At 73.6% G+C, this 25,595-nt stretch carries 24 protein-coding genes and 1 tRNA gene; 10 read left to right on the plus strand and 15 right to left on the minus strand.

Annotated features, from left to right (window positions below; all coding sequences use genetic code 11):
* Positions 1–12: 12 nt before the first annotated feature.
* The 3 genes from ACZ573_RS08825 to ACZ573_RS08835 all read right to left on the minus strand — a co-directional run bounded on the left by ACZ573_RS08825 (position 13) and on the right by ACZ573_RS08835 (position 2,742).
* A complete protein-coding gene (locus ACZ573_RS08825) occupies positions 13–204 on the minus strand; it encodes a DUF6126 family protein (protein WP_471301049.1) in 192 nt (63 codons plus the stop codon).
* A gap of 16 nt (positions 205–220) precedes the next feature.
* A complete protein-coding gene (locus ACZ573_RS08830; RefSeq protein WP_471301052.1) occupies positions 221–910 on the minus strand; it encodes a helix-turn-helix domain-containing protein in 690 nt (229 codons plus the stop codon).
* 299 nt (positions 911–1,209) lie between these two features.
* The gene (locus ACZ573_RS08835; protein ID WP_471301054.1) at positions 1,210–2,742 is read right to left on the minus strand and encodes an ATP-dependent DNA ligase; all 1,533 of its coding nucleotides are present in this window, start codon (positions 2,740–2,742) and stop codon (positions 1,210–1,212) included.
* A gap of 184 nt (positions 2,743–2,926) precedes the next feature.
* Between ACZ573_RS08835 and ACZ573_RS08840 the strand changes: the two genes are divergently transcribed.
* The 3 genes from ACZ573_RS08840 (at position 2,927) to ACZ573_RS08850 (ending at position 6,839) form a co-directional block, all read left to right on the plus strand.
* Positions 2,927–5,635 (plus strand): alpha/beta fold hydrolase, encoded by a 2,709-nt coding sequence (locus ACZ573_RS08840; RefSeq protein WP_471301057.1) that lies wholly within the window; start codon positions 2,927–2,929, stop codon positions 5,633–5,635.
* Positions 5,632–6,504, plus strand: coding sequence for an ABC transporter permease (locus tag ACZ573_RS08845; protein WP_471301060.1), 873 nt, complete (start codon positions 5,632–5,634; stop codon positions 6,502–6,504). The genes ACZ573_RS08840 and ACZ573_RS08845 overlap by 4 nt, the downstream gene beginning before the upstream one ends.
* 182 nt (positions 6,505–6,686) lie before the next feature.
* The gene (locus ACZ573_RS08850) at positions 6,687–6,839 is read left to right on the plus strand and encodes a hypothetical protein (protein ID WP_471301063.1); all 153 of its coding nucleotides are present in this window, start codon (positions 6,687–6,689) and stop codon (positions 6,837–6,839) included.
* 4 nt (positions 6,840–6,843) lie between these two features.
* Here ACZ573_RS08850 and ACZ573_RS08855 read toward each other — a convergent pair whose 3' ends face one another.
* From ACZ573_RS08855 to ACZ573_RS08880, 6 genes are all read right to left on the minus strand, one after another.
* Positions 6,844–7,797 (minus strand): aldo/keto reductase, encoded by a 954-nt coding sequence (locus tag ACZ573_RS08855; protein ID WP_471301065.1) that lies wholly within the window; start codon positions 7,795–7,797, stop codon positions 6,844–6,846.
* A gap of 288 nt (positions 7,798–8,085) precedes the next feature.
* Complete coding sequence (gene galK, locus ACZ573_RS08860) at positions 8,086–9,246, minus strand: galactokinase (protein WP_471301068.1); 1,161 nt, start codon at positions 9,244–9,246, stop codon at positions 8,086–8,088.
* The gene (gene galT / locus ACZ573_RS08865; RefSeq protein ID WP_471301070.1) at positions 9,243–10,286 is read right to left on the minus strand and encodes a galactose-1-phosphate uridylyltransferase; all 1,044 of its coding nucleotides are present in this window, start codon (positions 10,284–10,286) and stop codon (positions 9,243–9,245) included. The genes galK and galT overlap by 4 nt, the downstream gene beginning before the upstream one ends.
* A gap of 13 nt (positions 10,287–10,299) precedes the next feature.
* A complete protein-coding gene (locus ACZ573_RS08870; protein ID WP_471301073.1) occupies positions 10,300–10,509 on the minus strand; it encodes a hypothetical protein in 210 nt (69 codons plus the stop codon).
* A 169-nt stretch (positions 10,510–10,678) separates the two neighbouring features.
* Entirely contained in the window at positions 10,679–11,299 is a 621-nt protein-coding gene (locus ACZ573_RS08875; protein ID WP_471301075.1) for an RICIN domain-containing protein, read from the minus strand.
* Between the two features lie 220 nt (positions 11,300–11,519).
* On the minus strand, positions 11,520–12,413 hold the full coding sequence (locus ACZ573_RS08880) for an SCO6745 family protein (RefSeq protein ID WP_471301077.1): 894 nt from the start codon (positions 12,411–12,413) through the stop codon (positions 11,520–11,522).
* A 115-nt stretch (positions 12,414–12,528) separates the two neighbouring features.
* Here ACZ573_RS08880 and ACZ573_RS08885 point away from each other — a divergent pair, with 115 nt between their 5' ends.
* Both ACZ573_RS08885 and ACZ573_RS08890 read left to right on the plus strand, forming a co-directional pair.
* Positions 12,529–14,172 carry a N,N-dimethylformamidase beta subunit family domain-containing protein gene (locus ACZ573_RS08885; protein ID WP_471301080.1) on the plus strand — a complete coding sequence of 548 codons (1,644 nt, stop codon included), beginning with the start codon at positions 12,529–12,531 and terminating at the stop codon, positions 14,170–14,172.
* A gap of 157 nt (positions 14,173–14,329) precedes the next feature.
* Positions 14,330–14,728, plus strand: a complete 399-nt coding sequence (locus tag ACZ573_RS08890) for a VOC family protein (RefSeq protein ID WP_471301083.1) — start codon at positions 14,330–14,332, stop codon at positions 14,726–14,728.
* A 174-nt stretch (positions 14,729–14,902) separates the two neighbouring features.
* On the opposite strand, the gene ACZ573_RS08895 is transcribed toward ACZ573_RS08890, so the two are convergent.
* Positions 14,903–14,976, minus strand: a tRNA-Trp gene (locus ACZ573_RS08895).
* Between the two features lie 184 nt (positions 14,977–15,160).
* Positions 15,161–15,898, minus strand: coding sequence for a VOC family protein (locus ACZ573_RS08900; RefSeq protein WP_471301086.1), 738 nt, complete (start codon positions 15,896–15,898; stop codon positions 15,161–15,163).
* Between the two features lie 153 nt (positions 15,899–16,051).
* On the opposite strand from ACZ573_RS08900, the gene ACZ573_RS08905 reads away from it, so the two are divergent.
* From ACZ573_RS08905 to ACZ573_RS08915, 3 genes are all read left to right on the plus strand, one after another.
* Positions 16,052–16,558 (plus strand): DUF4352 domain-containing protein, encoded by a 507-nt coding sequence (locus ACZ573_RS08905; RefSeq protein WP_471301088.1) that lies wholly within the window; start codon positions 16,052–16,054, stop codon positions 16,556–16,558.
* A 108-nt stretch (positions 16,559–16,666) separates the two neighbouring features.
* Positions 16,667–17,992, plus strand: a complete 1,326-nt coding sequence (locus tag ACZ573_RS08910; RefSeq protein ID WP_471301091.1) for a glycoside hydrolase family 18 protein — start codon at positions 16,667–16,669, stop codon at positions 17,990–17,992.
* A gap of 99 nt (positions 17,993–18,091) precedes the next feature.
* Positions 18,092–19,288: a serpin family protein gene (locus ACZ573_RS08915; protein ID WP_471301094.1), complete on the plus strand. Its 1,197-nt coding sequence runs from the start codon at positions 18,092–18,094 to the stop codon at positions 19,286–19,288.
* Here ACZ573_RS08915 and ACZ573_RS08920 read toward each other — a convergent pair.
* A complete protein-coding gene (locus ACZ573_RS08920) occupies positions 19,285–20,271 on the minus strand; it encodes a PfkB family carbohydrate kinase (RefSeq protein ID WP_471301097.1) in 987 nt (328 codons plus the stop codon). The genes ACZ573_RS08915 and ACZ573_RS08920 overlap by 4 nt on opposite strands.
* 2 nt (positions 20,272–20,273) lie before the next feature.
* Positions 20,274–20,939: a bifunctional 4-hydroxy-2-oxoglutarate aldolase/2-dehydro-3-deoxy-phosphogluconate aldolase gene (locus ACZ573_RS08925; RefSeq protein ID WP_471301099.1), complete on the minus strand. Its 666-nt coding sequence runs from the start codon at positions 20,937–20,939 to the stop codon at positions 20,274–20,276.
* 55 nt (positions 20,940–20,994) lie between these two features.
* Between ACZ573_RS08925 and ACZ573_RS08930 the strand changes: the two genes are divergently transcribed.
* Together ACZ573_RS08930 and ACZ573_RS08935 are read left to right on the plus strand one after the other, a co-directional pair.
* Positions 20,995–21,384 (plus strand): IclR family transcriptional regulator domain-containing protein, encoded by a 390-nt coding sequence (locus ACZ573_RS08930; protein WP_471301101.1) that lies wholly within the window; start codon positions 20,995–20,997, stop codon positions 21,382–21,384.
* A 126-nt stretch (positions 21,385–21,510) separates the two neighbouring features.
* Positions 21,511–23,142 (plus strand): sigma-70 family RNA polymerase sigma factor, encoded by a 1,632-nt coding sequence (locus tag ACZ573_RS08935; protein ID WP_471301104.1) that lies wholly within the window; start codon positions 21,511–21,513, stop codon positions 23,140–23,142.
* A 39-nt stretch (positions 23,143–23,181) separates the two neighbouring features.
* Here the strand turns inward: ACZ573_RS08935 and ACZ573_RS08940 are convergent, their stop codons facing one another.
* Both ACZ573_RS08940 and ACZ573_RS08945 read right to left on the minus strand, forming a co-directional pair.
* Positions 23,182–24,036 (minus strand): RNA polymerase sigma-70 factor, encoded by an 855-nt coding sequence (locus ACZ573_RS08940; RefSeq protein WP_471301107.1) that lies wholly within the window; start codon positions 24,034–24,036, stop codon positions 23,182–23,184.
* Positions 24,037–24,165: 129 nt separating this feature from the next.
* Positions 24,166–25,557, minus strand: coding sequence for a glutamate decarboxylase (locus ACZ573_RS08945; protein ID WP_471301110.1), 1,392 nt, complete (start codon positions 25,555–25,557; stop codon positions 24,166–24,168).
* Between the last annotated feature and the right edge of the window lie 38 nt (positions 25,558–25,595).

Here is a 25,595-nt window from a genome sequence, read left to right on the forward strand (position 1 = left end):
CGTCTTCCCCCGCTACTGGTTCTGGCCCCCCAGGACGAAGAGGAGGTAGACGAAGAAGGCGAAGAGGTGACCGACGAACAAGTAGGCGATCAGCCGGATGATCAGGCCGCGCGGGAACTTGGATTCGAAGCGGGCCCGTATGGTCGCGGGCACGGTCGCGGTCGTGGTGGTGGGCGCGGGCGCGGGCTTCTCGGCTCGGGACATGGGTACGGCTCCTCCGCTATCGGTGGTGCGAGGTCGTGGGCGTCGTGGGCGTCGTGGGCGCGGTGGGCGCGGTCGTGGTGGCGCCGCCGAGGCACAGCCCGGCGAGGCTGCTCTGCAGCAGGGTGTGGACGAAGAGCAGGTCGGCCCCGCCCGAGGAGGCCGCGCCGATCCGGTGCGGTGTGAGCGAGTCGAAGTGCGCGCTGTCCCCGGGCTCCAGCAGGTGCTCGGCCTCTCCCAGGTGCAGCCGCAGCCGCCCTTCCAGGACGTACAGCCATTCCTCGCCGGGGTGTACGCGGACCAGCTCGCCCTGGCTGCGGCCGTAAGGCACGTGGACGCGCAGCGCCTGCATGCCCCGGCCGGAGCCACCGGCCTGCCAGTACGTCCAGCCGTCGGCCTCGCGGGCACCCGGACCGCCGGCCCGTACGATGGGATCCGCGACGGCGGGGGTCTCGCCGAGCAGCTCGGAGACGGTCGTACCGTAGGTGCGGGCGAGTCCGAGCAGGAGCGGCAGCGAGGGCTGGCGCCGGCCGGTCTCCAGGCGGGACAGGTGGGCGGGCGAGAGCCGGGCCCGTGCGGCGGCGGCCTCCAGGGTGAGTCCGGCGCGGCGGCGCAGGTCCCGCAGCTGCGGGGCCACGGCGGTCAGCTCGTCCGCCGGTTCGTCGGGACCGGCCGCGCCTTCGGGGCCGGTGTCGGATCCGGGTGTCATACCCCCGATTGAGCCAGACTCTTGCCTGCCTGGCAAACCATCTTGCCTCTGAGGCAAATCTTTGCCGCGCACCTGCTCGGTCTGGGGCCGAGCAGGCGGCATGGCTCGGGCGCAAGGAGGAATCGGCCCGGGCGGAGATCTTCGGCATGAACTTCGCCTACCTGACGGACGAGCTGGAGAGCCGGGCCGTCTTCTGGCTGCTCGCCGGCTCCACCGCACCCGGCTCTGGCGCAGACTGCGCGAGGACGACAGCGACTTCGCCGACGAGTAGGGCGGCCGGCCCTCGGCCCGGACACCCCCTAGCCGGCGTGTGCCGCCAGGACCGTGGCCACCGTGTCCGCCTCGGTCGCGGGCTTGTCCGGGCGGTGGCGCAGGACGCGGGCGAAGCGGAGGGTCACTCCGGCCGGGTAGCGGGAGGAGCGCTGGAGGCCGTCGTAGGCGATCTCGACGACCAGTTCCGGGCGGACCCGGACGGTGAAGCCGTCGTCCTCGACCGCCAGCCCGCGCAGCCGCTCCGTCTGCCAGTGCAGCATCTCGTCGGTGAGCCCCTTGAAGGTCTTGCCGAGCATGGCGTACGTCCCGTCGCCGGTACGCGCCCCCAGGTGCAGGTTCGACAGCAGGCCGGTGCGCCGCCCGTGGCCCCATTCGGCGGCGAGGACCACCAGGTCGAGGGTGTGCACCGGTTTCACCTTGAGCCAGTGTCTGCCGCGCCGGCCGGCCGCGTAGGCCGAGTCCAGCGACTTGACGACGACCCCCTCGTGGCCGCGGCGCAGCGTCTCCGCCCAGAACTCCTCGGCCTCGGCGCCCTGCTCCCCCGGGTCCTCGACGACGAGGCGGCGGACCCGGGCGTCCTCGGGGACGAGCGCGGTCAGGGCCGCGTACCGCTCGCGCACCGGCAGGTCGAGGAGGACGTCCTCGCCCACGGCCAGGACGTCGAAGAAGTAGGGGGCGACCGGGAGGGTCCGCCGGGCGGCCTCGACGTCGACCCGGGAGCCGACCCGGCTCGCGATCTCCTGGAAGGGGACGGGGCGGCCGTCCGCCGCCCGTCCGATGACCTCCCCGTCGAGGATGAACCGCTCCCCGGGCAGCGACCGGGCCAGCTCCGCCACCTCCGGCAGCCGCCCGGTGATCTCGTCCAGGGAGCGCGTGTAGATCCGTACGTCGTCGCCCTCGCGGTGGACCTGGACCCGGATCCCGTCCAGCTTCTCCTCCACCGCGCACGGCCCGAGCAGGGTCAGCGCCTCGGCGACCGACTTGGCGGTGCCCGCCAGCATCGGCTGGACGGGCTGCCCCACGCGCAGCGTGACCGTGCGCAGGGCCTGCGCGCCTTCGGCCAGTACGGCCGCCGCCACCCGGGGCAGCGAGCCGTCCAGCATCACCGCCCGGCGCAGTGCGGCGGCCGGTACCTGGGCGGCCGCGGCCACACCCTCCAGCGCCACCGCGTCGAGCGCGCCCTGGCGCACCTCGCCGGACAGCAGCGCGCGCAGGAACACCTGCTCGGGCCCGGTGGCCCGGCCCAGCAGGCCGGCGAGGATCCGGGCGCGCCGCTCCACGGACCCGGTGCCCGTCACCGTCGCCAGTTCGCTCACCGCCGTATCGACGTCGCGGACGGTCAGGGCGGGGTCGGCCGCCGGTTCGATCTCCTGGGCGAGCGTGCGCCACCCGATGCCCGGGCGGCCCTGCGGGAGGCGCCCGGAGAGGTAGGAGATGACCAGGCCGGCCTCCTCGGGGGACGCGGCGGCGAAGAGCTCGGCGAGCAGGGCGCTCTTGCGGGACCGGGCGGAGGTGTCGGCGACCTCCCGGGACACGCGTGCGACGTCGGCCAGCAGCATGCGGCCATCCTCCCGCCCGCGGAGGTGCCGCGCAGGTCGGAAACGGGCCGGTCCGGGACCGGCCGGGACGCGGGGCGTGTACCGCAGCTGCGGTACACGCCGGCCCCGGCCTAGTCCTGGAGAAGGTGGTCGGTTCCGCCTGTGGGTGCTCGGAGCCCGGGGAACGGGCCCTTAGGGTGCCCGTATGAAGCTCCGAATGCCCCGGCGCCGCCGAGACCGTCTGCTCGCGGGCGCCGCCGCGCTCGCGGTCGTGGCGGGGGCCGGTACGTGGACGGCCGCGTCCGCGACCGGTGACGAACCCGCCGTGCACCGCCAGGACCAGGTCGTGAACATGCCCGGCGCCGGGATCGACACCTCCTATTTCACCGCGGGCGGCGGAGCCGAAAAACGTCCCGCCGTCCTCCTCGGGCACGGCTTCGGCGGCAGCAAGGACGACGTCCGCGAACAGGCCGAGCGCCTCGCCCGGGACGGGTACGCCGTCCTGACCTGGTCGGCGCGCGGCTTCGGCCGCTCCGAGGGCCGGATCGGCCTGAACGACCCCGAGTACGAGGTCAGGGACGTCTCCCGGCTCATCGACTGGCTCGCGGCCCGGCCCGAGGTGCGGCTCGACGCGGCCGGCGATCCGCGCGTCGGCGTCTCCGGGGCCTCCTACGGCGGCGCGATCTCGCTGCTCGCGGCCGGTCACGATCCGCGGGTCGACGCGATCGCCCCGCAGATCACCTACTGGAACCTCGCGGACGCCCTCTTCCCGAACGGCGTCTTCAAGAAGCTCTGGTCCGGCATCTTCTTCACCAGCGGCTCGACCGACGGGACGCAGCAGGCCCTGCCGGGACAGCGGCCCGGTGCGGCGGCCGCCGCACCGGGCTGCGGACGGTTCCAGCCCGAGCTCTGCGCGATGTACGAGCGCGTAGCGGTGGCGGGAAAGCCCGACCCCGAGGCCCGCACCCTGCTGGAGCAGCGCAGTCCGTCGGCCGTCGGCGACCGGATCAAGGTGCCGACCCTGATCGTGCAGGGCCGGGACGACTCCCTGTTCCCGCTGGACCAGGCCGATGCCATGGCCGAGGCCATCGCGGCGAACGGCGCGCCCGTCTCCGTGGACTGGGCGGCCGGCGGCCACGACGGCGGGATGCGCGAGGCCGACCGGGTCGAGGCCCGGGTGGCCTCCTGGTTCGACCGCCACCTCAAGGGGGACGAGGGCGCCGACACCGGCCCGGCATTCCGGGTCACGCGCTCCGGAGGCATCGACTCCACCGACGGCGAGGTCACCCTGCGCGGCGCGACCGGTGACCGGTACCCCGGGCTGGAATCCGGCCCGCGGGAGTTCGCCCTGACCGGGCCGGAGCAGACCTTCGCCAATCCGGCGGGCGGCGCGCCTCCCGCCCTGTCCGCGCTGCCGGGCATCGGCGGGCAGCTCGCCGCCTTCGGAGCCGGGCTCTCGCTGGACTTCCCCGGGCAGAACGCCCGCTTCGAGTCGGCGCCGCTGGCCGAGGACATGACGATCACCGGCACCCCGACTCTCACCCTGAAGGTGAGGTCCACAGCCGCCGACGGCTCGGCCGTCCTGTTCGGCAAGGTGTACGACGTGGGGCCCGACGGCCGTCAGCAGGTGCTGCCGAGCCAGCTGGTCGCCCCGGTACGGGTCGAGAACGCGCAGCAGGGCGCGAGCGTGCGGCTGCGGCTGCCCACGATCGACCACTCCGTGGCGGCCGGGCACCGGCTGCGGCTGGTGATCGCCGCGACCGACCTCGGCTACGCCACCCCGGCTGCGCCGGCCGCCTACACCGTCGCCGTGGAGGGCCCGCTGGCCGTGCCCGTCGCCGCGCAGGTGCGGACCGCCTCGGCCGGGCTGCCCGCCTGGACCTGGTGGCTGCCGCTGGGCGCGATCGCGCTGGCCGCGGCGCTGCTGGGCGTACGGCGGACCGGCCGGGGGTCCACCGGGCCGGGGTCCGGCTCGGCGCAGCCGGACGCGGCACTGGCCGACGTGCCGCTGCAGATCACCGGACTGACGAAGCGCTACGCGAAGGCTCAGGACCGGTACGCGGTGAAGGACCTGTCCTTCAGCGTCGAGAAGGGCCAGGTACTGGGACTGCTCGGACCCAACGGGGCCGGGAAGACCACCACCCTGCGGATGCTGATGGGGCTGATCTCGCCGGACGCCGGGGAGATCCGGGTGTTCGGGCACGCGGTACGGGCCGGGGCGCCCGTGCTGTCACGGGTCGGGGCCTTCGTGGAGGGTGCCGGATTCCTCCCGCACCTGACGGGCCGCGCCAACCTGGAGCTCTACTGGCAGGCCACCGGCCGCCCGGCCGAGGACTCGCACATGGCCGAGGCCCTGGAGATCGCCGGGCTCGGCGACGCGCTGGAGCGCGCGGTACGCACGTACTCGCAGGGCATGCGCCAGCGCCTCGCGATCGCGCAGGCGATGCTCGGAATGCCGGACCTGCTGATCCTCGACGAGCCGACGAACGGTCTGGACCCGCCGCAGATCCGGGAGATGCGGGACGTGATGATCCGCTACGCCGCGGGCGGGCGGACGGTCATCGTCTCCAGTCACCTGTTGTCGGAGGTGGAACAGTCCTGTACGCACCTGGTGGTCATGGACCGCGGGCAGCGGGTCGCCGCGGGCGAGGTCTCCGAGATCACCGGCGGCGGGGACACGCTGCTGGTGACGCTGGCGGAGCCGGTGGACGAGGTGAGCGTCGAGAAGGTGGCGGCGCTGGAGGGAGTGGGTTCCGTGGTGGCCGCCGATGACGGGCTGCTCGTACGGCTCGAAGGCGCGACGGCCGCGGGGCTGATCGCCGAACTCGTTCGGCTGGAGGTGCCGGTGAGCGGAGTGGGACCGCACCGGCGACTGGAGGACGCGTTCCTCACCCTGATCGGAGGTGCGGCGTGAGTACGGCGACGACGGTACGGGAGGTGGCTCCGGGCTACCGGGCGAGGGGTACGCTGCCGCTGCGCGTGGAGGCGCTGCGGCAGTGGCGCCGACGGCGGACGCTGGTGATGGGCGGGGTGCTGGCCGCACTGCCCTTCATCTTGATGATCGCGTTCGCGGTGGGCGGCGGGCCGGGCAGCCGGGGCGGCGGCAACGGCCGCATCACCCTGATCGACACGGCCACGGCCTCGGGCGCGAACTTCGCCGCGACCTGTCTGTTCGTCTCGGCCGGCTTCCTGCTGGTGGTGCCGGTGGCGCTGTTCTGTGGGGACACGGTGGCCTCGGAGGCCAGCTGGTCCTCGCTGCGCTACCTGCTGGCCTCGCCGGTGCCCCGGGCGCGGCTGCTGTGGAGCAAGCTGGTGGTGGCGCTGGGCTTCAGCCTGGCGGCGATGGTGCTGCTGCCGGTGGTGGCGCTGGCGGCGGGCACGGCCGCGTACGGGTGGGGGCCGCTGAAGCTCCCGGCCGGCGGGGCGCTGGCGGTCGGTGACACCGTGCCGCGGCTCGCGCTGGCGGTGGCCTTCGTCTTCGTGTCGCAGCTGGTGACGGCGGGGCTGGCGTTCTGGCTGTCGACGCGGACGGACGCGCCGCTGGGCGCGGTGGGCGGGGCGGTCGGGCTGACGATCGTCGGCAATGTGCTGGACGCGGTGACGGCCCTCGGGTCGTGGCGGGAGTTCCTGCCGGCGCACTGGCAGTTCGCGTGGGCGGACGCCCTGCAGCCGCAGCTGGAGTGGGGCGGGATGGTCAAGGGGGCGGTGGTGTCGGTGTCGTACGCGCTGGTGCTGTTCGCGCTCGCCTTCCGCGGGTTCTCCCGCAAGGACATCGTGTCCTGACCGGGCGCGCACGGCCTACGGCCCACGGCCCGGGTGACCTCGGGCAGTGGGCCGTAGGCCCTGGGCCGTCCGTGGCAATGCGGCCGCGCCCGAGTCTGGCTGCGGTCCGATCGACCACCGCCGCACCCGAGCCGGCGTACCGGCTGACGGCCCGGAACCCCGGCGCCGACCCCGTCGACACCATGATCCACAGCCAGATCCGGGTCACCGCGGACGATCTGCGCTCCAACTCCGACCTGGCGCCCCTCGTGAAGAAGGGCGCCCTGGCCGTCGTCGGTGCCTACTACTCGCTGGACACCGGCAAGGTGGACGTCCTGACGGGGGCGCCCGCCTGAGCCGTCACTCGGGCCGCCGCGCCCCCGGGATCGCATCGATCGCGGCGAGCAGCTCGGCGTCCAGCGGACGGTCGGCGACGGCCGCGTTGGCCCGTACCTGCTCGGCGGAGGTGGCTCCGGCGATGACGGAGGCACAGCCGGGCTGGGCGGAGAGCCAGCCGATGGCCAGCTCGAGGACGGTCCGGTCGTGCTTCTCGGCGAGCGCGGCCAGCGCTTCGACGACGTCGAGGCGTTCCTCGGTGAGGTACGAGGCGCGGCCTTCGAGGCGGGAGCCGGCCGGTACGGGCGCACCCCGGCGGATCTTGCCGGTCAGCAGGCCGTTGGCGAGCGGGAAGTACGGGAGGACGCCGACGCCGTAGTGGAGGGCGGCCGGGACCAGCTCGCGCTCGGCCGACCGCTCCAGCAGCGACCACTCGTTCTGCGCCGACACGAAGGGGACCGAGCCCGTCTCGCGGGCGACGTGGGCGGCTTCGGCGAGCTGCCAGCCGGAGAGGTTGGAGTGACCGATGTAGCGGACCTTGCCCTCGGCGACGAGCTCGGTGAGCGCGGCCAGGGTCTCGGCGATGGGGGTGGCCGGGTCGGGGCTGTGCAGCTGGAAGAGGTCGATGTGGTCGGTGTCGAGGCGGCGCAGGGACTCCTCGACGGCACGCCGGATGTAGGCGCGGCCGCCACGCGATCCGGCGGCGGGCCCGTACTTCATGTCCACGCCGTCGTAGCCGAACTTGGTGGCGAGGACGACCTGGTCGCGACGGCCCTTGAGGGCCAGCCCGAGGTGGACCTCGGAGCCGCCGGCGCCGCCGTAGATGTCGGCGGTGTCCAGAAGGGTGATGCCCGCGTCCAGGGCGGCGTCGACGACGGCGCGGGTGGCCTGGGCGTCGAGTCGGCCGCCGAAGTTGTTGCAGCCGAGGCCGACGGCGGAGACCTGCAGTCCGGAACTGCCCAGGGGGAGATAGCGCATGCGGTTCGTTCCTCCGGCTCGACGAGTACATGATCAACTGAACTTTCAGTCTAGGCGGCAGCCCCGGGCGCCGGACCGGATTTCGGGCAGCGGGCTGTGAACGCCGTGTGACACGCGCGAGCCCCGGCCCCCTCCCGAGCGCCTCGCCCACCAGGGGGCCGTCGGTCCAGCCGACCGGCCCGGTACCGGCGTGACCGTCGCCGACATCGGGCCCATGGAACCCGCTGGGCAGGACGACCCCACGTTCGTCGCCCTGGCACCCTGCGCCACGCCGGCGCTCCAGTCCTCCTAGAGGAGGCGGGTGGCGCCCGATGACGGGAAGGCCGTCGTGACGCGGGGTGGTGTGAAGCCCGCGCGGCGGAAGGCGTCCGTGACCGCCCGGGTCACCGCCCGCTCGGCGTCCGCGTCGATCAGGGACAGCGCCGAGCCGCCGAAGCCGCCGCCCGTCATGCGGGAGCCGTACGCGCCCGCCGCGTCCGCCGTGGCGACCGCCAGGTCCAGCTCCGGGCAAGACACCTCGTAGTCGTCGCGCAGCGAGAGGTGGCCTTCCGTGAGCAGCGGGCCCGTCTCGCGCAGCCGGCCGGCCCGCAGCAACTCCTCGATCCGCAGCACCCGTTCGTTCTCGGTCACGACGTGCCGGACCCGCTTCCGCTGCACCGGGTCCTCCAGGCGGGCCAGGGCCTGTTCCAGCTCCTCGTACGGGAGGTCGCGCAGGGCGGGCAGGCCCAGGGCCCCGGCCGCGCGGTGGCAGGAGGTCCGGCGCCGGCTGTAGGCCCCGTCGGCGAGTGCGTGCTTGACCCGGGTGTCGATGACGAGGAGGCGCAGGCCGGCCGCCGTGCAGTCGAAGGGGATGTGGCGCTGTTCGAGGCTGCGGGTGTCGAGGTGGAGGGCGTGTCCCTCGGTCGCGCAGGCCGAGGCCGTCTGGTCCATGATCCCGCAGGGGACGCCGACGTACGCGTTCTCGGCGCGCTGGGCGAGTACGGCCAGTTCGGGGCGGGTGAGCGGGATCCCGTACAGGTCGGTGAGGGCCAGCCCGGTGGCCACCTCCAGGGCGGCGGAGGAGGACAGGCCGGCGCCGGTCGGTACGTCGGACCGTACGTGCAGATCGGCGCCGCCGACCGGAAGTCCGGCGTCCAGCAGGGCCCAGGCGACCCCGGCGGGGTACGCGGCCCAGCTCGCGGCGCCCTGCGGAGGGTGCGCCGGATCGAGGTCGGCCAGGTCGAGGGCGACCGCGCCGGAGGGGGCGTCGGCGGAGTGCACCCGCAGGATCCGGTCGGTGCGCCGGGCCACGGCCACCTCGGTGCGCTGCGGGAGGGCGAAGGGCAGGACGAAGCCGTCGTTGTAGTCGGTGTGTTCGCCGATCAGGTTGACCCGGCCCGGGGCCGCCCAGACCCCCTCGGGCGGGTACCCGTACAGCTGCTGGAAATCGTCCGGTGCCGACCCGCTCATGCGCTCGCCACCTCCCGCAGCCGCGCGGCCGCGGCCTCGGGCCGGACGTCGTTCATGTAGGCCTCCATGCCGGATTCGGTCCCGGCCAGGTACTTCAGCTTGTCCGCGGTCCGGCGGATCGTGAAGAGCTCCAGGTGGAGCGCGAAGTCGGCCCGGCCCTCGCCCGCCGGGGCCTGGTGCCAGGCGGAGATGTACGGGGTCGGCTCGGGCCGGTCGAAGAGCCGGTCGAAGCGGCGCAGCAGCTCCAGGTAGACCCGGGGGAACTCGGCGCGGGCCTCGTCGCCGAGGGCGGGCAGGTCGGGGACCCGGTGGCGCGGGTAGAGGTGGACCTCGTACGGCCAGCGCGCCGCGTAGGGCACGAAGGCGGTCCAGTGGTCCGATTCGAGGACGATGCGGGTCCCTTCGGCGCGCTCGGCGGCCAGGACCTCCTCGAAGAGGTTGCCGCCGGTGCGCTCGCGGTGGGCGGCGACGGTGGCGAGCATCCGGGTGGTGCGCGGGGTGACGAAGGGGAAGGCGTAGATCTGGCCGTGCGGATGCGCGAGGGTGACGCCGATCTCGGTGCCGCGGTTCTCGAAGCAGTAGACCTGCTGGACGCCCTCGCGGGCGGAGAGGCCGGCGGTGCGGTCGCTCCAGGCGGCGAGGACGAGGGCGGTGCGCTCCTCGTCGAGTTCGGCGAAGGAGGTCAGGTGGTCGGGGGTGAAGCAGATGACCTCGCAGCGGCCGGTGTCGCCGGCGAGGGAGGGGAAGCGGTTCTCGAAGACGGCCACCTCGTAGTCGGGGGCCGGGATCTCGCTGGCGCGTCCCTCGGTGGAGGGGCACAGCGGGCAGGCGTCGGCGGGCGGGTGGTAGGTGCGGGCCTGCCGGTGGGAGGCGATGACGACCGGGTCGCCGAGCAGCGGATCGCGCCGTACCTCGGAGCTGCCCATGGTGGCGGACGCGTCGAGCGGACGCGTGTCGGGGAAGGCGCGGGCGGCGCCGTCGCCGGTGTCGTAGTAGAAGATCTCGCGGCCGTCGGCGAGGCGGGTGCTCGTGCGCTTCACGGAAGGAACTCTCTCACTCCAGGGTGACGACCGTGGTGCGGCCGGGGTCGGGCCGGTCGCGCAGGCGCAGTTCGGTGCCGGGGCGCTCCGGTTCGAGAACGATGATCTCGTTCTCGTCCGTCCCGCCGTGCCAGGGGGTCCGGGGGCGGCCGTGGTGACGGAGGCAGCCAGGCCGGCCCAGGTGCTGGTGGCGAATGATCACGTGGCGGTGAGCGGGCTGCACGAAGCCGGTTTCCGCCGGCCGCTCAGCACGGAGCCGGCTTCGCCCGAACCCGAAGAGGACGCCGGTTGGTGACCGGCGGGAACGGCCGCGGCCGTTCCCGCTCGGCATCCGTCGGACCGGCCCGCGGGGCGCGATCCGCACGCCCGGAGCCGGCTCCTGTTACACGAGGTCAGTCGGCCCAGACGTCCCACCACTGCTGCGACTGGAAGTTCTTCTGCCACAGCTGGATGCGGGCTCCGTTGCCCACGACGTTGGCGTCGCGGTCCATGACGATGTTGCCGCCGGCGTAGAAGCGTGCGTTGTAGATCGCGCGGTCGCCCGACGGGTGGGACCAGCTCTGCTGCGGGGTGTTGTTGCAGTCCCAGATCTGCACCTTGGTGCCGTTGCGGCCGCCGCCGTTGAGGTCGGCGTCCAGGCACTTGCCCGGGAAGCGGTAGCTCTCCAGCGCGCCGTTGTTCCAGAGGTACCAGCGCTGCTGGGTGGTGCCGTTGCACTGCCAGACCTGGACTACCGTGCCGTTGCCGCCACCGTTCGCGTCCACGTCCAGACACTGAGTGGTGGGGCGTTTGGCGAAGTCGTTGGTGATCCGCACGGGCTGGTTCAGTAATCGCTGCGGCGCGGCGACCGTCACGCCCTGGGGCGGCGCGGCCCAGTACACGGGCTGGGGTGCGCTCTGGGCGGGGGTCGCAGTCACACCGGTGGCTTCGGCCCCGGCGGTTCCGGTCAGAGCTGCGGCGAAAGCGACGGCGGTGGCTGCGGTGACCGCCGCCGATCGGGTGGTACGAGGCATGTTCCCTCCCAAGTCTGCGGGTGCATGCGGGCGTTGCCGCTCCAGGCCGACGACGCCCGACAGGTGCCGGCAAGCAGCTGAACACAGCCCGGCCCCTCTGTGTCAGAACGCCGATTCGGCCATGGAGGCCTGGACCGTCCGGAGGCGGGCCGCAGAACGGGCCGGGCGCCTGCGTGCCGGGGCGCACAGGCGGTCGCGAAGGCTCCTGGCGGGCGGTGGATCAGTCCTCGTAGTCGTACTTCACTCCGATGCCCAGGGTGCCCTGGGCGGGGAGGATCCCGGCGCCGACGATGTCGAGGACCGGCGGGAGGAGGAGTTCCGCGAGCCGGGCCACTTCCTGCGGGGTCAGCGCCGACCACGGGCCCGAGGCGAGTTCGTCGGTGAGCTTTTCGACCCCGGTGCGCAGCGCCAGTCCTGCTTCGGTGGCCGTGCCGTCCTCGGCCAGCAGGCCCCGGGAGGCGAGCCGCTCGCGGGCGGTGTCCCACTCGTCGGCGGACCACCGGCGGCTCTCGAACCACTCGGCGGGCGCGGCTCCCACGCCCGACTGGAGGACCAGCGACTCGACCGGGTCGAGGTGGTGGGCCTGAAGGGCGGCGAGGTGGCCGTCCCCGCGGTGCTCGCGCAGGATCGTCGCCGCGTGCCAGAGCACGGTGTGCGCGGCCGTGGGCCAGGGCAGGGCGGCGTTGGCGGCGGCCAGCGGGCGCCCGCCGGTGGTGGCGGTCTCGGCGGCGCGCCGGGCGAGCCGGGCGGCCTCGGCCAGGTCCGGGGAGGCGGTGCGCTCACCGAGCAGGGCGTGCAGCGAGCGGTCCGCGGCGGCGGCCCGGGCCGCGAGCACGCGGGCGGGCTCGGCGGTGTGCCAGGAGCGGGCGAGGTAGTGGTCCACCATGCCGGGGCTGAAGCTGTAGAAGAGGGCGTTCACGAGCCCCGCTCCGGCCGGGCCCAGGGGTGCGGCCCGGTAGGCGAAGTACATCGGCCACCGGTCGTCGGTGGCGTAGCCGAGCGCGCCGGCCTCCTCGTAGGCCTCGGGGGCGAAGTAGACGACGGCGTGGACCGGTTCGAGCAGCTGCCACAGCTGCCGGACCGTGCCTGGTGCGTGTGTGGTGCTGTACGTCATCTCGCGTTCCCCCGACGTCGGTTGGTGCCCGTGACAACAGGGGGCCAGCCTAGGGGGTGTCGTGCCGGTCAGGCCGGTGAAATCACGGGCCAGAGCATCACATAACGTGCTCTCCATGCATCAGATGTACTCGGCCGGGGCCGCCGCGGACGGCGAAGACGCAGGCAGGCGGCGGTTCCTCGCGATCGCGGCGGGGGCGGCCACGGCTGCGGGGCTCGGGACCCTGGCCGGTTGCACGAACGGCGACGGCGCGGGCGAGGGCGGATCCGGGTCGGCGCAGCGGTCCGGGACGGCGTCGGAGTCCGCCGCGCCGGGCGGGAAGCCGGCGGCGGCCGGGCCGCAGGGCCTCGACGTCAAGGCCGAGAACGCCCGCCCGGGCCATGCCGACTGGCCGGTGGACAAGGCCGGTCCGGCGCGGGCCATCGAGGGGTTCGCGGACAAGGTCAGCGTCCTGCCCGGCGAGTCCTTCGGGCTGCACGTGTCGACGACCGCGCCCCGGTTCACCGTCTCCGCCTACCGGATGGGCTGGTACGGGGGGGCCCGGGCCCGGCTGGTGTGGCGCTCCGAGGCCCTGCCCGGGGCCCGGCAGCCCGAGCACACCGTGGATGCCGGGACCAGGATGGTCCGCACCCGGTGGCCCCGTAGCGCCACGGTCGAGACGAAGGACTGGCCGGAGGGCAGCTACCTGCTGCGCCTGGACGCGCAGGGCGGCGAGGGCCGGCGGTTCGTGCCGATCACCGTCCGCTCCGCGGCGACCGCCGGCCGTACGGTCGTGGTCAACGCGGTGGCCACCTGGCAGGCGTACAACCGGTGGGGCGGCTACGGCAGCTACGACGGCCCCGGCGGCGGTTTCGCCTCCCGCTCGCTCGCCGTGAGCTTCGACCGGCCGTACGAGTACGACGACGGCGCGGGCCTGTTCCTGGTGTACGAGGCTCCGCTGATCGCGCTGGCCGAGCGGCTCGGCATACCCCTCGCCTACACGACCACCACCGACGTGGCACGGGAGAAGCGGCTCCTGGAGGGGGCGGCGGCGGTGCTCTCCCTCGGGCACGACGAGTACTGGTCGCCGGAGCAGCGGGCCCACTTCACGGCCGCCCGCGACGCAGGTACCAACATCGCGATCCTGGGCGCGAACTGCTGCTACCGCCGGATCCGGCTGGAGCCCTCCGACCTGGGGCCGGACCGCACGCTGGTCTGCTACAAGTCGTCCTACGAGCAGGACCCGGGGTTCAAGCGCGGCCATCCCGCGACGGTGGACTTCCGCTCCGCGCCCGGCGCGGACCCGGAGAGCTCGCTGCTCGGCGTGATCTACGACGGCTATCCGGTGGACGCCCCGTACGTGGTGACCAACCCCGGGCACTGGCTCTTCGAAGGCACCGGCGCGAAGGCGGGCGACCGCTTCGAGCACCTGGTCGGCGTCGAGTACGACAAGGTCAACACGGGATTCCCGACGCCCCGGCCGATCGAGATCCTGGCCCACTCCCCCGTGGTGTGCGAGGGGCGGCCCAGCCACCAGGACACGGCCTACTACACGGTGGCGAGCGGGGCGGGGGTGTTCGCGACCGGCACGATGCGGTGGGTGGAGGCCCTGGACGCGACCGGAGACGGCCGCAGCGGACGCAACCACGGTCTGGACGCGCGCGCGGGGGCGCTGACCACCCGGGTGACGGAGAACCTCCTGCGGGTGTTCGCGGCGGGTCCGGCCGGCCGGACGCACCCGGCGCAGGACAACGTCAAGGCGGTGTACGGGAGTTCGTAGGCCGCTACGGCCACCGGGCCGGGGGTGGGGTGCGGGTCGAAGAGGGTGGACTTCGCCCGGAGAGGGTGTTTAGGATCGTGATCACGGCATCGCGTGTCGGTCACCGTCCGGGTGAGGCATGGAGGCGCCGTGAAGTGCCTTTCGGAGGCATTCACCCATGTCCGTTCATCTGAACCACACGATCATCCACTCCCGCGACAACCGGGAGTCCGCCACCTTCCTGGCACACGTCCTCGGCCTGGAGGTCGGGACCGAGTGGGGGCCCTTCGTCCCCGTGGACACCGCGAACGGCGTCACCCTGGACTTCGCGACCGCCCCGGCCGGGTCCATCACCCCGCAGCACTACGCGTTCCTCCTCTCGGAGGAGGAGTTCGACGCGGCGTTCGAGAAGATCCGGTCGGCGCGGGTCCCGTACTTCGCCGACCCGCACGGCCGGCACCCCGGCGAGATCAACCACAACGACGGGGGCCGCGGGGTGTACTTCACGGACCCGAGCGGCCACGGGATGGAGATCATCACGCGTCCGTACGGCTACCAGGAGCCGGGCGCCGAGTAGTCCTCGGCCGAGCATGCGCGCGGCGGGAGCACGGCGGCCCGTGAGGACGCGGTGCCCCTGCTGTCCCAGGCGGCCGGCGCGGTCGTGGGGGGGCCCTGCCCGGGCGAACGGCAACGCCCGGCGGGGAGACGTGCTCCCGGCCGGGCGTGCTCGACAGGCGTGCTGTCGGTGTCGCAGGGGCGGCAGGATTCGAACCTGCGGCCTTCGGTTTTGGAGACCGGCGCTCTGACCAGCTGAGCTACACCCCTTCGGTGGGACCAACCATGACACGAACGGGCCGGGAGATCCAATCAATTCGTCGCTCGACCGGGTGCGAGTCCCTCGCCGGAGTGTGTTCCGGCGGTGGACGACCGGCCGATCACCCTCCAGGGGCGGGGCCGGTCGTCCAAGGTGGCCGAAGGCCGGCGAAACCGGCCGGAGCCGTGGTCGAGGTCAGCGCGGGGCGAGGAGGCAGAACTCGTTGCTCTCCGGGTCGGCCAGGATCGTCCAGGAGATCGCCGACTGGTCGATACCGGGGTCGGTGGCACCCAGGGCGCGCAGCCGGGCTTCCTCTGCTGCCAAGTCGTCACCGCGGTAGGGGGCGATGTCGAGGTGGACGCGGTTCCACACGTTCTTGGTGTCGGGGGTGCGGACGAACTCCAGGTAGGGGCCGACGCCCTTGGCGGAACGCATGGACGCGTGCTCGTCGGTGACCTCGTGGAGCGTCCAGTCCATCGCCTCGCCCCAGAACCGGGCCATCGCTCGCGGGTCGGTGCAGTCGACCACCACCGCGGCGATCGGCCCGGTGTCCTGGTAGATCGGACGGGGTTCCAGGACGCAGAACTCGTTGCCCTCCGGGTCGGCCATCACCGTCCAGGGGACGTCGCGCTGGCCCACGTCGGCGAGCGTCGCGCCCAGGTCCTGCAGGCGTGCTACCAACTCCGCCTGATGGGCGGCCGAGGTGGTGGCCAGATCGAGGTGTACCCGGTTCTTGACCGTTTTGGGTTCCGGGCGGGCGATGATGTCGACGCAGACGGCCGCAGGGTCGGGGTAGGCGAAGCCCACGGGTTCGAGGTTCGTCACGCCGGGTCCCTCGCTGTCGATACCCCACCCGAGTGCCTCCGCCCAGAACCGGCCGAGCGCGGAGTCGTCCTGGGCCTTCATATTGATCTGTACAAGTCTTGTTGCCATGCCGGCGATCCTAAAAGCTTCCTCGCCTGTTACCGCCGAATCGCCACATGGGATGGCCTCTGCGGGCGCCGCGGCCCGGCCGGCGTGGGTGGCGGGACCGCGGGGTGCGGAGGATGGTGGGTGGTGGGGACCCGTGGAGCGGGAGGTTCCGTCATGCCCCGAAGCCGGCGAACGGGGCGCGTGCGGTTGCGGGGCGCGCTCCTCGCGCTCGCGCTCCTCGCGCCCGCCCTGCTGGGCGCGGCCCCTGACGGTTCGGGCGAGACGATCTCCCTCACCGGGAACGGGCCCGGCCTGCGGGTCGACGTCACCTTGACGCAGGTCGTGGACCCGGCGAGTCCCGCAGGTCCCGAGCCGACCGGGACCGAGCGGCTCGTCGCGACGCGCTTCCGCCTGGAGAACACGGGAACCGCCGTCTACCAGGACTCCCCCGCTCCGGCCGCGCATCTGCTGGACACCGCGGGGCAGCGGTTCACCGGCGATGACGTCCCCACCACCGCCGGGCCGGTCTTCCCCGAGACGGTCACGCTCGATCCCGGCGGCACGACGGAGGGTTTCATCACCTTCCGGATCCCGGCGGACGCCGAGCCGGCCGCGGTGCAGTTCGCCCTCGACACCGGGCTCGCCGACGACGTCGGCCAGTGGAGCCTGCCGCTCTCGTAGCGGGCGAGTTCCGGCCGCCCCCTTGACCGCTCTGGTCCAGACCAATAGTTTCCGGCATGCACAGCACACGCGCACACACCCCGCTCCCCGCATCCGCAAAGGAAGCCCATGCGCCGCAGCATGCTCGGCAGGCTGGCCGTCGCCGCCTGCTCCCTCTCCCTGCTGACCGCCTTCGCGCCCGCCGCCGCCGCGCAGGCCGGCGGTGGCCACGACCGTCCGTACAAGAAGGTCGGCTACTTCACCCAGTGGGGTGTCTACGGACGGGACTTCCAGGTCCAGGACCTGGAGGCGAACGGCTCCGCCGGCAAGCTCACGCACATCAACTACGCCTTCGGCAACGTCAGTCCCGAGGGCAGGTGCTTCACCGGGAACGTGCCCGGTGAAGCCGACGCCTGGGCCGACTACGTGCGCCCGCTCGACGCCGCGAATTCCGTCGACGGAGTGGCCGACACCGGCGAGCAGCCGCTCGCCGGCAACTTCAACCAGCTGCGCGAGCTCAAGGCCGAGCACCCCGGCCTCAAGGTGCTGATCTCGCTGGGCGGCTGGAGCTGGTCCACACACTTCTCGGACGCCGCGCTCACCCCGGCCTCCCGCAAGGCCTTCGTCGAGTCCTGCATCGACCTCTACATCAAGGGCGATCTTCCGCGGGACGGCGCCCGCGGCGGCCCGGGAGCGGCCGCCGGCGTGTTCGACGGGATCGACCTCGACTGGGAGTGGCCCGGCTCCGCGGGTGACACCGACACGAAGTACCGGCCGGAGGACAAGCAGAACTTCACCGCGCTCGTCAAGGAGTTCCGCACCCAGCTCGACGCGTACGCGCGGAGCCAGAAGAAGAAGACCCCGTACGAGCTGACCGCCTTCGTCCCGACCGCCCCCGCCAAGATCGACGCGGGCTTCGACGTCCGCCGGATCATGCGCGACCTCGACTTCGTGACCCTCCAGGGGTACGACTTCCACGTCTCCGGCGAGCCGCGGACCGCCCAGCAGTCCGCCCTCCGCGCCCGGGGCGACTTCAGCGTCGACGGCACGGTGGACGCCTGGCTCCGGCGCGGCGCGCCCGCGAACAAGCTGGTGATGGGTATGCCGTTCTACGGACAGGGCTGGACCGGCGTCACCGGTGGCGGGGACGGCATGGGACAGCCGGCCACGGGCCCGGCACCGGCCACCTGGTCCGCCGGGTACGAGGACTACAAAGCGCTGAAGAAGCTGGCCGACTCCGGCACCTACACGGTCCACCGGGACCGGCGCGGCGGCCACGCCTGGCTCTTCGACGGCACCACCCTGTGGACGTACGACGACCCGCAGGTGCTGCGCGCCAAGACCGGGTACATCCGCGAACACGGCCTCGGCGGTGCGATGTTCTGGTCGCTCGACGCGGACACCGCGGACGGCGAGCTGATGACGGCGGTCGACCGGGGCCTGCGCGGCCGCTGACCGGGGGCCACCCCTGACACCACCCGCCCACCGACCGGCGCCGCCGGGCCGCGGAAAACCATCCGGCCCGGCGGCGTCCCTCCACGTACGCTCCCCCGCATGAGGAACTCGACCGTACGGGCGGTCAATCGGCTGACGACGCACTGGGCCGCGACCGCGCAGACCCCGGCCGGGAACACGGGCACGGTGGGCACGGTGTTCACCGCGGCCGGGATCTGGCCGCTGCTCGCCCTGCTCGCGGACGGCTCGGGCGGCCCGGCCCGCGCCGAACTGGCGCGGTCCCTGGGCATACCCGCCGAGGCCGCGGGCCAGGCTGCCCGGGAGCTGGTGGCCGCACTGGCCGGCGTACGGGGCCTTCGGACGGCGACCGGCCTGTGGACCGATGCCGGGCTCCCCCTGGAGGAGGACTGGTCGGCGAAGCTGCCGGCCGGCGTCCGGGGGACGCTGACCGGGGACCCGGACGCCGATGCCAAGGCGCTCGACGCGTGGGCGTCGGACCGCACGGACGGGCTGATCGAGCGCATGCCGGTGCTCCTGGACGAAAGCACCCTGATGGTCCTCGCCTCCGCGCTCGCGCTGCGGCTGCGATGGATCCAGCCGTTCGACGAGGGGGAAGGGGAGCCGCACACCGGCCCGTGGGCCGGGCGCCGCGTGCGCACACTGCACCGCAGCACCTCGCTGCTCGACCGGGTCCGCGTGGCGCACGGCCCCTCCGGTGCGGTCACCCTGCTGGAGGTCGTCGGGGCGGCGGGCGTGGACGTCCACCTCGTGCTGGGCGAGCCCGGGGCGCCGGCCGGTGACACGCTCACCACCGGGATCGCCGCCGTCACCAGGGCGCTGCCCGCCACGGGAGCGAGCCTGCTCCCCGACGGGCGCCCCGGTCCGGGACTGGCGGTCGGCACGGTGGCCGCCCACTCCCCCGAACCCCGGCTGGACATCGAGACGGTGGCCTTCGAAGTGCGGTCGGAGCACGACCTTCTGGACCATGCCCGGCTGTTCGGGCTGGAGACCGCCACCGACACCGAGCGCGGCCACTTCCCCGGCGTCAGCTCCCGGCCGCTGGCCATCGCTTCGGCACGGCAGTCCGCACTGGCCCGGTTCGACGCCGAGGGCTTCGAGGCCGCCGCCGTCACCGCCTTCGGCGTGGCGGCCGGCTGCGCGGCGCCGGCGCGGCCCAGGTACAGGGCGCGCCGGGCCGAGGTGTACTTCGACAGGCCGTTCGGGTTCCTGGCCGTCCACCGGACCTCACGGCTGGTGCTGGCGGCCGGCTGGGTGGCCGAGCCCGACGTCCCTTAGGTGTCCTGGCCGGACCGGCGGTGGGCGGCGGCCAGGGCCGCCGTCTCGCTGAAGGCGGGGACCCGCCCGGTGCCGCCGCGGCCGGAGACCGAGAGCGAGGCGGCGGCCGTGCCGTACGCCACCGCGTCCGCGAGGGTGTCCCCGAGGGCGAGCCGGGCGGTGGTCGTGCCGGTGAAACAGTCCCCCGCCCCGGTCGCGTCCACGGGCTCGGGGTTGACGGGCACGGGGTGGTACGCCGCCCGCGTGCCGTCGTCCAGCAGCAGCCGGTCGGCGCCCGCGGTGACCACGACCGTACGGGCGCCCAGTGCCCGGCAGCGGGCTGCGGCGGTGCGCGGGTCGCCGGTGTCCACGAGGGCCAGCGCGTCGGCCGGGCACGAGGTCTTGAGCAGCCCGGTCAGCGGCGCGATCCGGGCCAGGAGCTCGCGTGCCTCGGCGCGGCCGGTCAGCCGGGAGCGGAAGTTGGGGTCGTAGGTCAGGTGCCCGCCCGCCCCGTGCACGAGGCGGGCGGCGGCCAGTACGGCGTCGCGGCTGCTCGGCGACAGGGCGCCGGTGACGCCGCTGGTGACGAGCGCTCCGCAGCGGGTCAGCAGCTCGCGCCAGGACGCGATGTGGCGGGGCGCGAGGGTGGAACCCGCGCTGCGGGTGCGCCAGTAGACGAACGCGCGGTCGCCGTCGGTGTCGGCGGAGAGCAGGTAGGCGCCGTTGGGGTGCGGGGCGCGGCGGACGTGGGAGACGTCCACGCCGAGTTCGGCGGCCCGGTCCAGCAGCGGGACGCTGAGTTCGTCGTCGCCGACCACGGCGAGCAGGGCGGTACGGGCGCCGGCCGCGGCCGCGGCGGCCGCCGCGTTGAGGGCGTCCCCGGAGTAGGAGATACGGGCCGGGGTGCCGTCGGCGGCCTCGTGCAGGGCGGTGCCCGCGTGGATCTCGACCAGGACCTCACCGAGTACGAGGACGTCGTAGCGCGTGTCGGCTCGTCCGGCCACGGTCAGTGCCCCGGGGCGGGGTCGCAGGATACGCGGCACGGCGTGGCCGCCCCGGCGAACACGGCGGCCAGCTCGCCCGGGTCGGACGGCAGGCCGCCGCCGATCCCGACGGCGGTCGCGCCGGCGGCGAGCCAGTCCGGGACCTCGGCGGGCCGGATGCCGCCGGTCGGGACGATGACCGCTCCGGGCAGGACGGCCCGGAGGGAGCGGACGAACCCGGGGCCGCCGACGTGCGCCGGGAAGACCTTGGCGGCTCCGGCCGCCCGGACGGCGGCGGCGATTTCGCCCGGGGTGAACCCGCCCTCGATGAATACGGCTTCGCGGCGTACGGCCACCGCGCGGACCTCGGGGGCCGGATAGGGGGAGATCAGGAAGGCGGCGCCCGCGTCGAGGGCCGTCTCGGCCTGCGCGGTGGTGGTGACCGTGCCGACGCCGATGAGCGCCGGTCGGCCGTGGACATCGCTCAGCGGGGTGGTGCGGGTGACGGCGGCGGCCCAGCCGGGCGTGGAGGTGGTGAGCTCGACCGCGCGGCAGCCGGCGGCGAGCAGGGCGGTGGTGTGGCGGACGGCCTCGTCGGCGTCGGTGTTGCGCAGCACGGGCAGCACGCGCTGGGCCGCCAGCACCGCGTAGAGGTGCCCCGCCGCGTGGCCTGACGGGTGATCGGGCAACGGATCCTCCCCTTCACTCCACGCGCTTGTTCCACGTGATGGAACGGCGTACCGCATGGCGGAACCATGTGGTCTAGACCCTACCCACGCCAGGAGCCCTCGTGTCAATGGACGGAGCGGCAGCGGGCGGGCGCGCGGGCTCTCCGCCCTGGTCGGCGCCGGAGAACCGGCCGGCATCGGGCGCGTCCTCGGCGAACTCCGGCGGGCCACCGGCCAGATGGTCCATCTGGCCCTGCACAGCGGGCGGACCATGTCCTGCATCCGCAAGCTGGAGAACGAGGACCGGCGCTTCCGGACGGCCTCCCGCGTCGGCATGCGCATGCCGCTGCGCACGACCGCGATCGGCACGAGCATCCTGGCTCTGTTGCCCGCCGAGGAGGTACGGGAACTGATCGGCGCGACCGCCCTGCGAGCGGCCGCGGAGGCCCTGGCTCCGCTGCTGTGACCCCCGGTGGAAGGCCCCGGAAAGCTCTTCGGGAAAATTCTTCCGGATAACTGTTATCGACGCCCCCGTCGACGGTCTCCCATGTATCGGGCATCATCGACCGCCGGTACGGACAGGGAACATCACATGACTACTCAGCACACCGCAGCGCTTGTGGCAGCGGCCCGCGCGGGCGACCTGCGCGCGCAGGACGAGCTCGTCAGCACCCATCTCCCGCTCGTCTACAACATCGTCGGGCGGGCCCTCAACGGGTCCTGCGACGTGGACGACGTGGTGCAGGACACGATGCTGCGGGCGCTCGACGGGCTGGGCGGCCTGCGCGTGGACGAGAGCTTCCGGTCCTGGCTGGTGGCGATCGCGATGAACCGCGTGCGGGCGCACTGGCAGGCCCGGCAGAGCGGTTTCGGCGAGAGCACGCTGGAGGCCGCGAGCGATGTCGCCGACCCGGGTGCCGACTTCGTCGACCTGACCGTCACCCGCCTCCAGCTCGCCGGACAGCGGCGCGAGACGGCCCGGGCCACCCGCTGGCTGGAGCCCGAGGACCGGGCGCTGCTGTCCCTGTGGTGGCTGGAGTGCGCCGGGGAGCTGACCCGGGCCGAGGTGGCCAGCGCGCTGGAACTGTCCCCGCAGCACACGGCGGTCCGGGTGCAGCGGATGAAGGCGCAGCTGGAGTCGGCCCGCGTGGTGGAGCGCGCGCTGGACACCCACCCGGCGTGCGAGGAGCTGCGGACCGTGATGGCGGGCTGGGACGGGGAGCCCTCGGCGCTGTGGCGCAAGCGAATAGCCCGGCACGCCCGTGAATGCGTACGTTGCTCCGGCCTGTGGAGCGGGCTGGTTCCGGCGGAGGGACTGCTGGCCGGTCTGGCCCTGGTACCGGTCTCGGCGGCCCTGCTGGCGGGAATGAAGACGGCGGGGGCGGCCGGCTTCGCCCCCGCGAGCGTTGCCTTCGCCCAAGGTAACGACGGGGGCTTCGGCGGCGGCTTCGACGAGGCCGCGACCCAGCTCACCCCGGTGGCCGACGTGGGCGGCGGTGGCCGCGGCGCGCTGCGCAAGCGCCGGCAGAGCCGCCGCCGGGTGGTCGGCGGTGCGGTGCTCGCCGCCTGCGTCGCGGGCGGCGGGCTCGTCTACCTCGGGGGGCTGCCCGGTTCCGGTGACACGAAGGAGGGCGCCGCCGCGCCCGCGAGCCCGCTGGCCGCGCTCTCGGCGACCGAATCCGCCGCTCCGCCCTCGGAGTCGGCCTCCCCCTCCGCGTCCGCCTCGCCCTCCCCGTCGGCCTCCGCCTCGCCGAGTCCGTCGGCGAGCCCGAGCCCGACGCAGTCCAAGAGCAAGTCCCCGAGCCCGAAGGCCTCGGCGGCCAAGCCGGCGCCTGCCCCGCCCTCGGGCATGGCCGGTCAGGTCGTGGCCCTGGTCAACAACGAGCGCGCGGCGGCCGGCTGCGGGCCCCTCAAGGAGGACCCGCAGCTGCGTGCGGCGGCTCAGGGGCACTCCGACGACATGGCGGCCCGGGACTACTTCGATCACACCAGCCCCGACGGCAAGGACCCGGGCGACCGGACGACCGCGGCCGGGTACCGCTGGTCGACGTACGGGGAGAACATCGCGCGGGGCCAGCAGACGGCCCAGTCGGTCATGGACTCCTGGATGAAGAGCCCGGGCCACAAGGCGAACATCCTCAACTGCTCCTTCAAGGACATCGGGGTGGGCATCCACCAGAGCTCGGGTGGCCCCTGGTGGACCCAGAACTTCGGCGCGCGGTAGAGGGCGGAGCGGTCGCCCGGCCCCGTCGTCGGGGTCCCGTCAGGGCTGCAGGCCTCGCAGCTTCTCCGGGTTGACGGTGACGCGCAGTGCGGTGATCCGGCCGTCGGCGGCCTCGAAGGTCATGGCGCCGACGGTCGCGCCGTTGTGGACGAGCAGCAGGCCGGGCTCGCCGTTGATCTCCGCGGGGCGCATCGCCCCGTCGCGGGCATCGGACTTGGCCAGGACGCCGAGCCACCAGCGGGCCACGTGGTCGGCTCCGTGCAGCGGGCGGCGGGCAGCGGTGACGACGCCGCCGCCGTCGGCCCAGGAGACGATGTCGGGGGCGAGGACCGTGAGCACCTCGCCGAGGTCCCCGCCGAGGCAGGCCTGCCGGAACTTCTCGACGATCTCGCGCTGCTCGGCCGCCTTGGCGGTGAAGCGGGGGCGGCGCGCCCGGACGTGTTCGCGGGCCCGGTGCGCGGACTGGCGCACGCTCGCCTCGGACTTCCCGACGACCTCCGCGATCTCGGCGTAGGAGTACCCGAACACCTCGCGGAGCATGAAGACCGCGCGCTCGGTCGGGGTCAGGGTCTCCAGTACGACCAGGACCGCCATGGACACCGTGTCGGCGAGTTCGGCCTCCTCGGCGATGTCGGGCGAGGTGAGGAGGGGTTCGGGGAGCCAGGGTCCGACGTACGCCTCGCGGACGACCTGGGCCGACCTGAGCCGGTTGAGGCTCAGGTTGGTGACGGTGCGCACCAGGTAGGCCCTGGGGTTCTCGACCGCCGTGCGGTCGGTGCGGTGCCAGGCGAGCCAGGCGTCCTGCACGATGTCCTCGGCGTCGGCGACGCTGCCCAGCATGCGGTAGGCCGTGCCGAACAGCAGGCGCCGGTGGTCCTCGAAATGGTCACTCATGATCACCACGGTGTCATTCGCGGACCCGGATCATCAAGGGAGTCCGCCGGGGCAGCTTCCGGCGGGCACCCGCAGCCTTCGGCCCGGCCCGCGCGGCCCCGTCCGCCGGCCCCGTACGCCGGCCCGGTGTCAGTGGTGGAAGCCGGACCGCGGCGCGGCGGCCGGTGCGGGCGGGGGCGTGGCCTTCAGGTGTTCCACGGCCGCGCGCAGGTCGGTGACGAGCAGGGCCATCTGATCGCGGGTCACGCCGTGCCGGACGAGGACGCGCTGGATGACCGTGTCGTCGCGGTCGGCGGGCAGCGGGTACGAGGGCACCTGCCAGCCGCGCATGCGCAGCCGGTCGGAGAGGTCGTAGAGGCTGAATCCGGCGGTGCCGGGGTCGGCGAGTGTGTAGGAGACGGCGGGCAGGGCGCCCTGGCCGTCGTAGAGGAGGGTGAAGTCGCCCATGTCGGCGATCTGCCGGGCGAGGTACTGGGCGGTGTCGGCGCAGGCCGCCTGGACACGCCGGTAGCCGGCCCGGCCCAGGCGCAGGAACAGGTAGTACTGCGCAATGATCTCGCCGCCCGGGCGGGAGAAGTTGAGGGCGAAGGTCGGCATGTCGCCGCCGAGGTACTCGACGTTGAAGACGAGGTCGGCGGGGAGCAGGTCGGCGGTGCGCCAGACGATCCAGCCGACTCCCAGCGGCGCGAGCCCGTACTTGTGGCCGGAGGTGTTGACGGAGGCGACACGCTCCAGCCGGAAGTCCCACACCACGTCGGGGTGGAGGAAGGGCGCCACGAACCCGCCGCTCGCACCGTCCACGTGGATGGGGACGTCCCAGCCGTGCTCGGCCTGGATCCGGTCGAGCTCGGCGGCGATCTCGGCGACGGGCTCGTAGTCGCAGGTGTACGTGACGCCGAGGATGGCGACGACGCCGATGGTGTTCTCGTCGACGTACCCGGCGAGCTGATGGGCCTGCAGGCCGGTGGCGCCGGCCTCGATCGGGACCTGGCGCAGTTCGACGTCGAAGTAGCGGGCGAACTTCTCCCAGCAGATCTGGACCGGTCCGCACACCAGGTTGGGGCGGTCGGTGGGCAGGCCCTCGGCGCGGCGGCGCTCGCGCCACCGCCATTTGAGGGCGAGGCCGCCGAGCATGGCGGCCTCGCTGGAGCCGGTGGTGGAGCAGCCGGCCGCGGTGGTGCCGGCGGGGGCGTTCCACAGGTCGGCCAGGATGTTGACGCAGCGGAACTCGATCTCGGCGGTCTGCGGGTACTCGTCCTTGTCGATCATGTTCTTGTCGAGGCAGACGTTCATCAGGCGGTGCACGCCCTCGTCCGACCAGGTGGTGCAGAAGGTGGCCAGGTTCTGGGCCGCGTTGCCGTCCAGGAGCAGCTCGTTGCGGAGCAGTTCGTAGACGACCTCGGTGGGTGATTGGTCCTCAGGAATCCTGTACTTGGGGAGGATCTGGCCACTCAGCGTGGACGCGAACACGTCCGTGTCGGCGTCCTGAGCACGTGCGTCCTTCGTCTCATGAAGAGCCATATAGGGACTATAGGGACAAAAACCGCCAATCGGCGAGG

This window comes from Streptomyces sp. NPDC040545 (assembly GCF_055595065.1).

Excerpts from the sequence above, each read along its gene's own strand:
- ACZ573_RS08825 (WP_471301049.1), bottom strand. The coding sequence starts at position 204 with ATGTCCCGAGCCGAGAAGCCCGCGCCCGCGCCCACCACCACGACCGCG.
- ACZ573_RS08830 (WP_471301052.1), bottom strand. The coding sequence starts at position 910 with ATGACACCCGGATCCGACACCGGCCCCGAAGGCGCGGCCGGTCCCGAC.
- ACZ573_RS08835 (WP_471301054.1), bottom strand. The coding sequence starts at position 2,742 with ATGCTGCTGGCCGACGTCGCACGCGTGTCCCGGGAGGTCGCCGACACC.
- ACZ573_RS08840 (WP_471301057.1), top strand. The coding sequence starts at position 2,927 with ATGAAGCTCCGAATGCCCCGGCGCCGCCGAGACCGTCTGCTCGCGGGC.
- ACZ573_RS08850 (WP_471301063.1), top strand. The coding sequence starts at position 6,687 with ATGATCCACAGCCAGATCCGGGTCACCGCGGACGATCTGCGCTCCAAC.
- ACZ573_RS08855 (WP_471301065.1), bottom strand. The coding sequence starts at position 7,797 with ATGCGCTATCTCCCCCTGGGCAGTTCCGGACTGCAGGTCTCCGCCGTC.
- galK (WP_471301068.1), bottom strand. The coding sequence starts at position 9,246 with ATGAGCGGGTCGGCACCGGACGATTTCCAGCAGCTGTACGGGTACCCG.
- ACZ573_RS08875 (WP_471301075.1), bottom strand. The coding sequence starts at position 11,299 with ATGCCTCGTACCACCCGATCGGCGGCGGTCACCGCAGCCACCGCCGTC.
- ACZ573_RS08880 (WP_471301077.1), bottom strand. The coding sequence starts at position 12,413 with ATGACGTACAGCACCACACACGCACCAGGCACGGTCCGGCAGCTGTGG.
- ACZ573_RS08885 (WP_471301080.1), top strand. The coding sequence starts at position 12,529 with ATGCATCAGATGTACTCGGCCGGGGCCGCCGCGGACGGCGAAGACGCA.
- ACZ573_RS08890 (WP_471301083.1), top strand. The coding sequence starts at position 14,330 with ATGTCCGTTCATCTGAACCACACGATCATCCACTCCCGCGACAACCGG.
- ACZ573_RS08900 (WP_471301086.1), bottom strand. The coding sequence starts at position 15,898 with ATGGCAACAAGACTTGTACAGATCAATATGAAGGCCCAGGACGACTCC.
- ACZ573_RS08905 (WP_471301088.1), top strand. The coding sequence starts at position 16,052 with ATGCCCCGAAGCCGGCGAACGGGGCGCGTGCGGTTGCGGGGCGCGCTC.
- ACZ573_RS08910 (WP_471301091.1), top strand. The coding sequence starts at position 16,667 with ATGCGCCGCAGCATGCTCGGCAGGCTGGCCGTCGCCGCCTGCTCCCTC.
- ACZ573_RS08915 (WP_471301094.1), top strand. The coding sequence starts at position 18,092 with ATGAGGAACTCGACCGTACGGGCGGTCAATCGGCTGACGACGCACTGG.
- ACZ573_RS08930 (WP_471301101.1), top strand. The coding sequence starts at position 20,995 with ATGGCGGAACCATGTGGTCTAGACCCTACCCACGCCAGGAGCCCTCGT.
- ACZ573_RS08935 (WP_471301104.1), top strand. The coding sequence starts at position 21,511 with ATGACTACTCAGCACACCGCAGCGCTTGTGGCAGCGGCCCGCGCGGGC.
- ACZ573_RS08940 (WP_471301107.1), bottom strand. The coding sequence starts at position 24,036 with ATGAGTGACCATTTCGAGGACCACCGGCGCCTGCTGTTCGGCACGGCC.
- ACZ573_RS08945 (WP_471301110.1), bottom strand. The coding sequence starts at position 25,557 with ATGGCTCTTCATGAGACGAAGGACGCACGTGCTCAGGACGCCGACACG.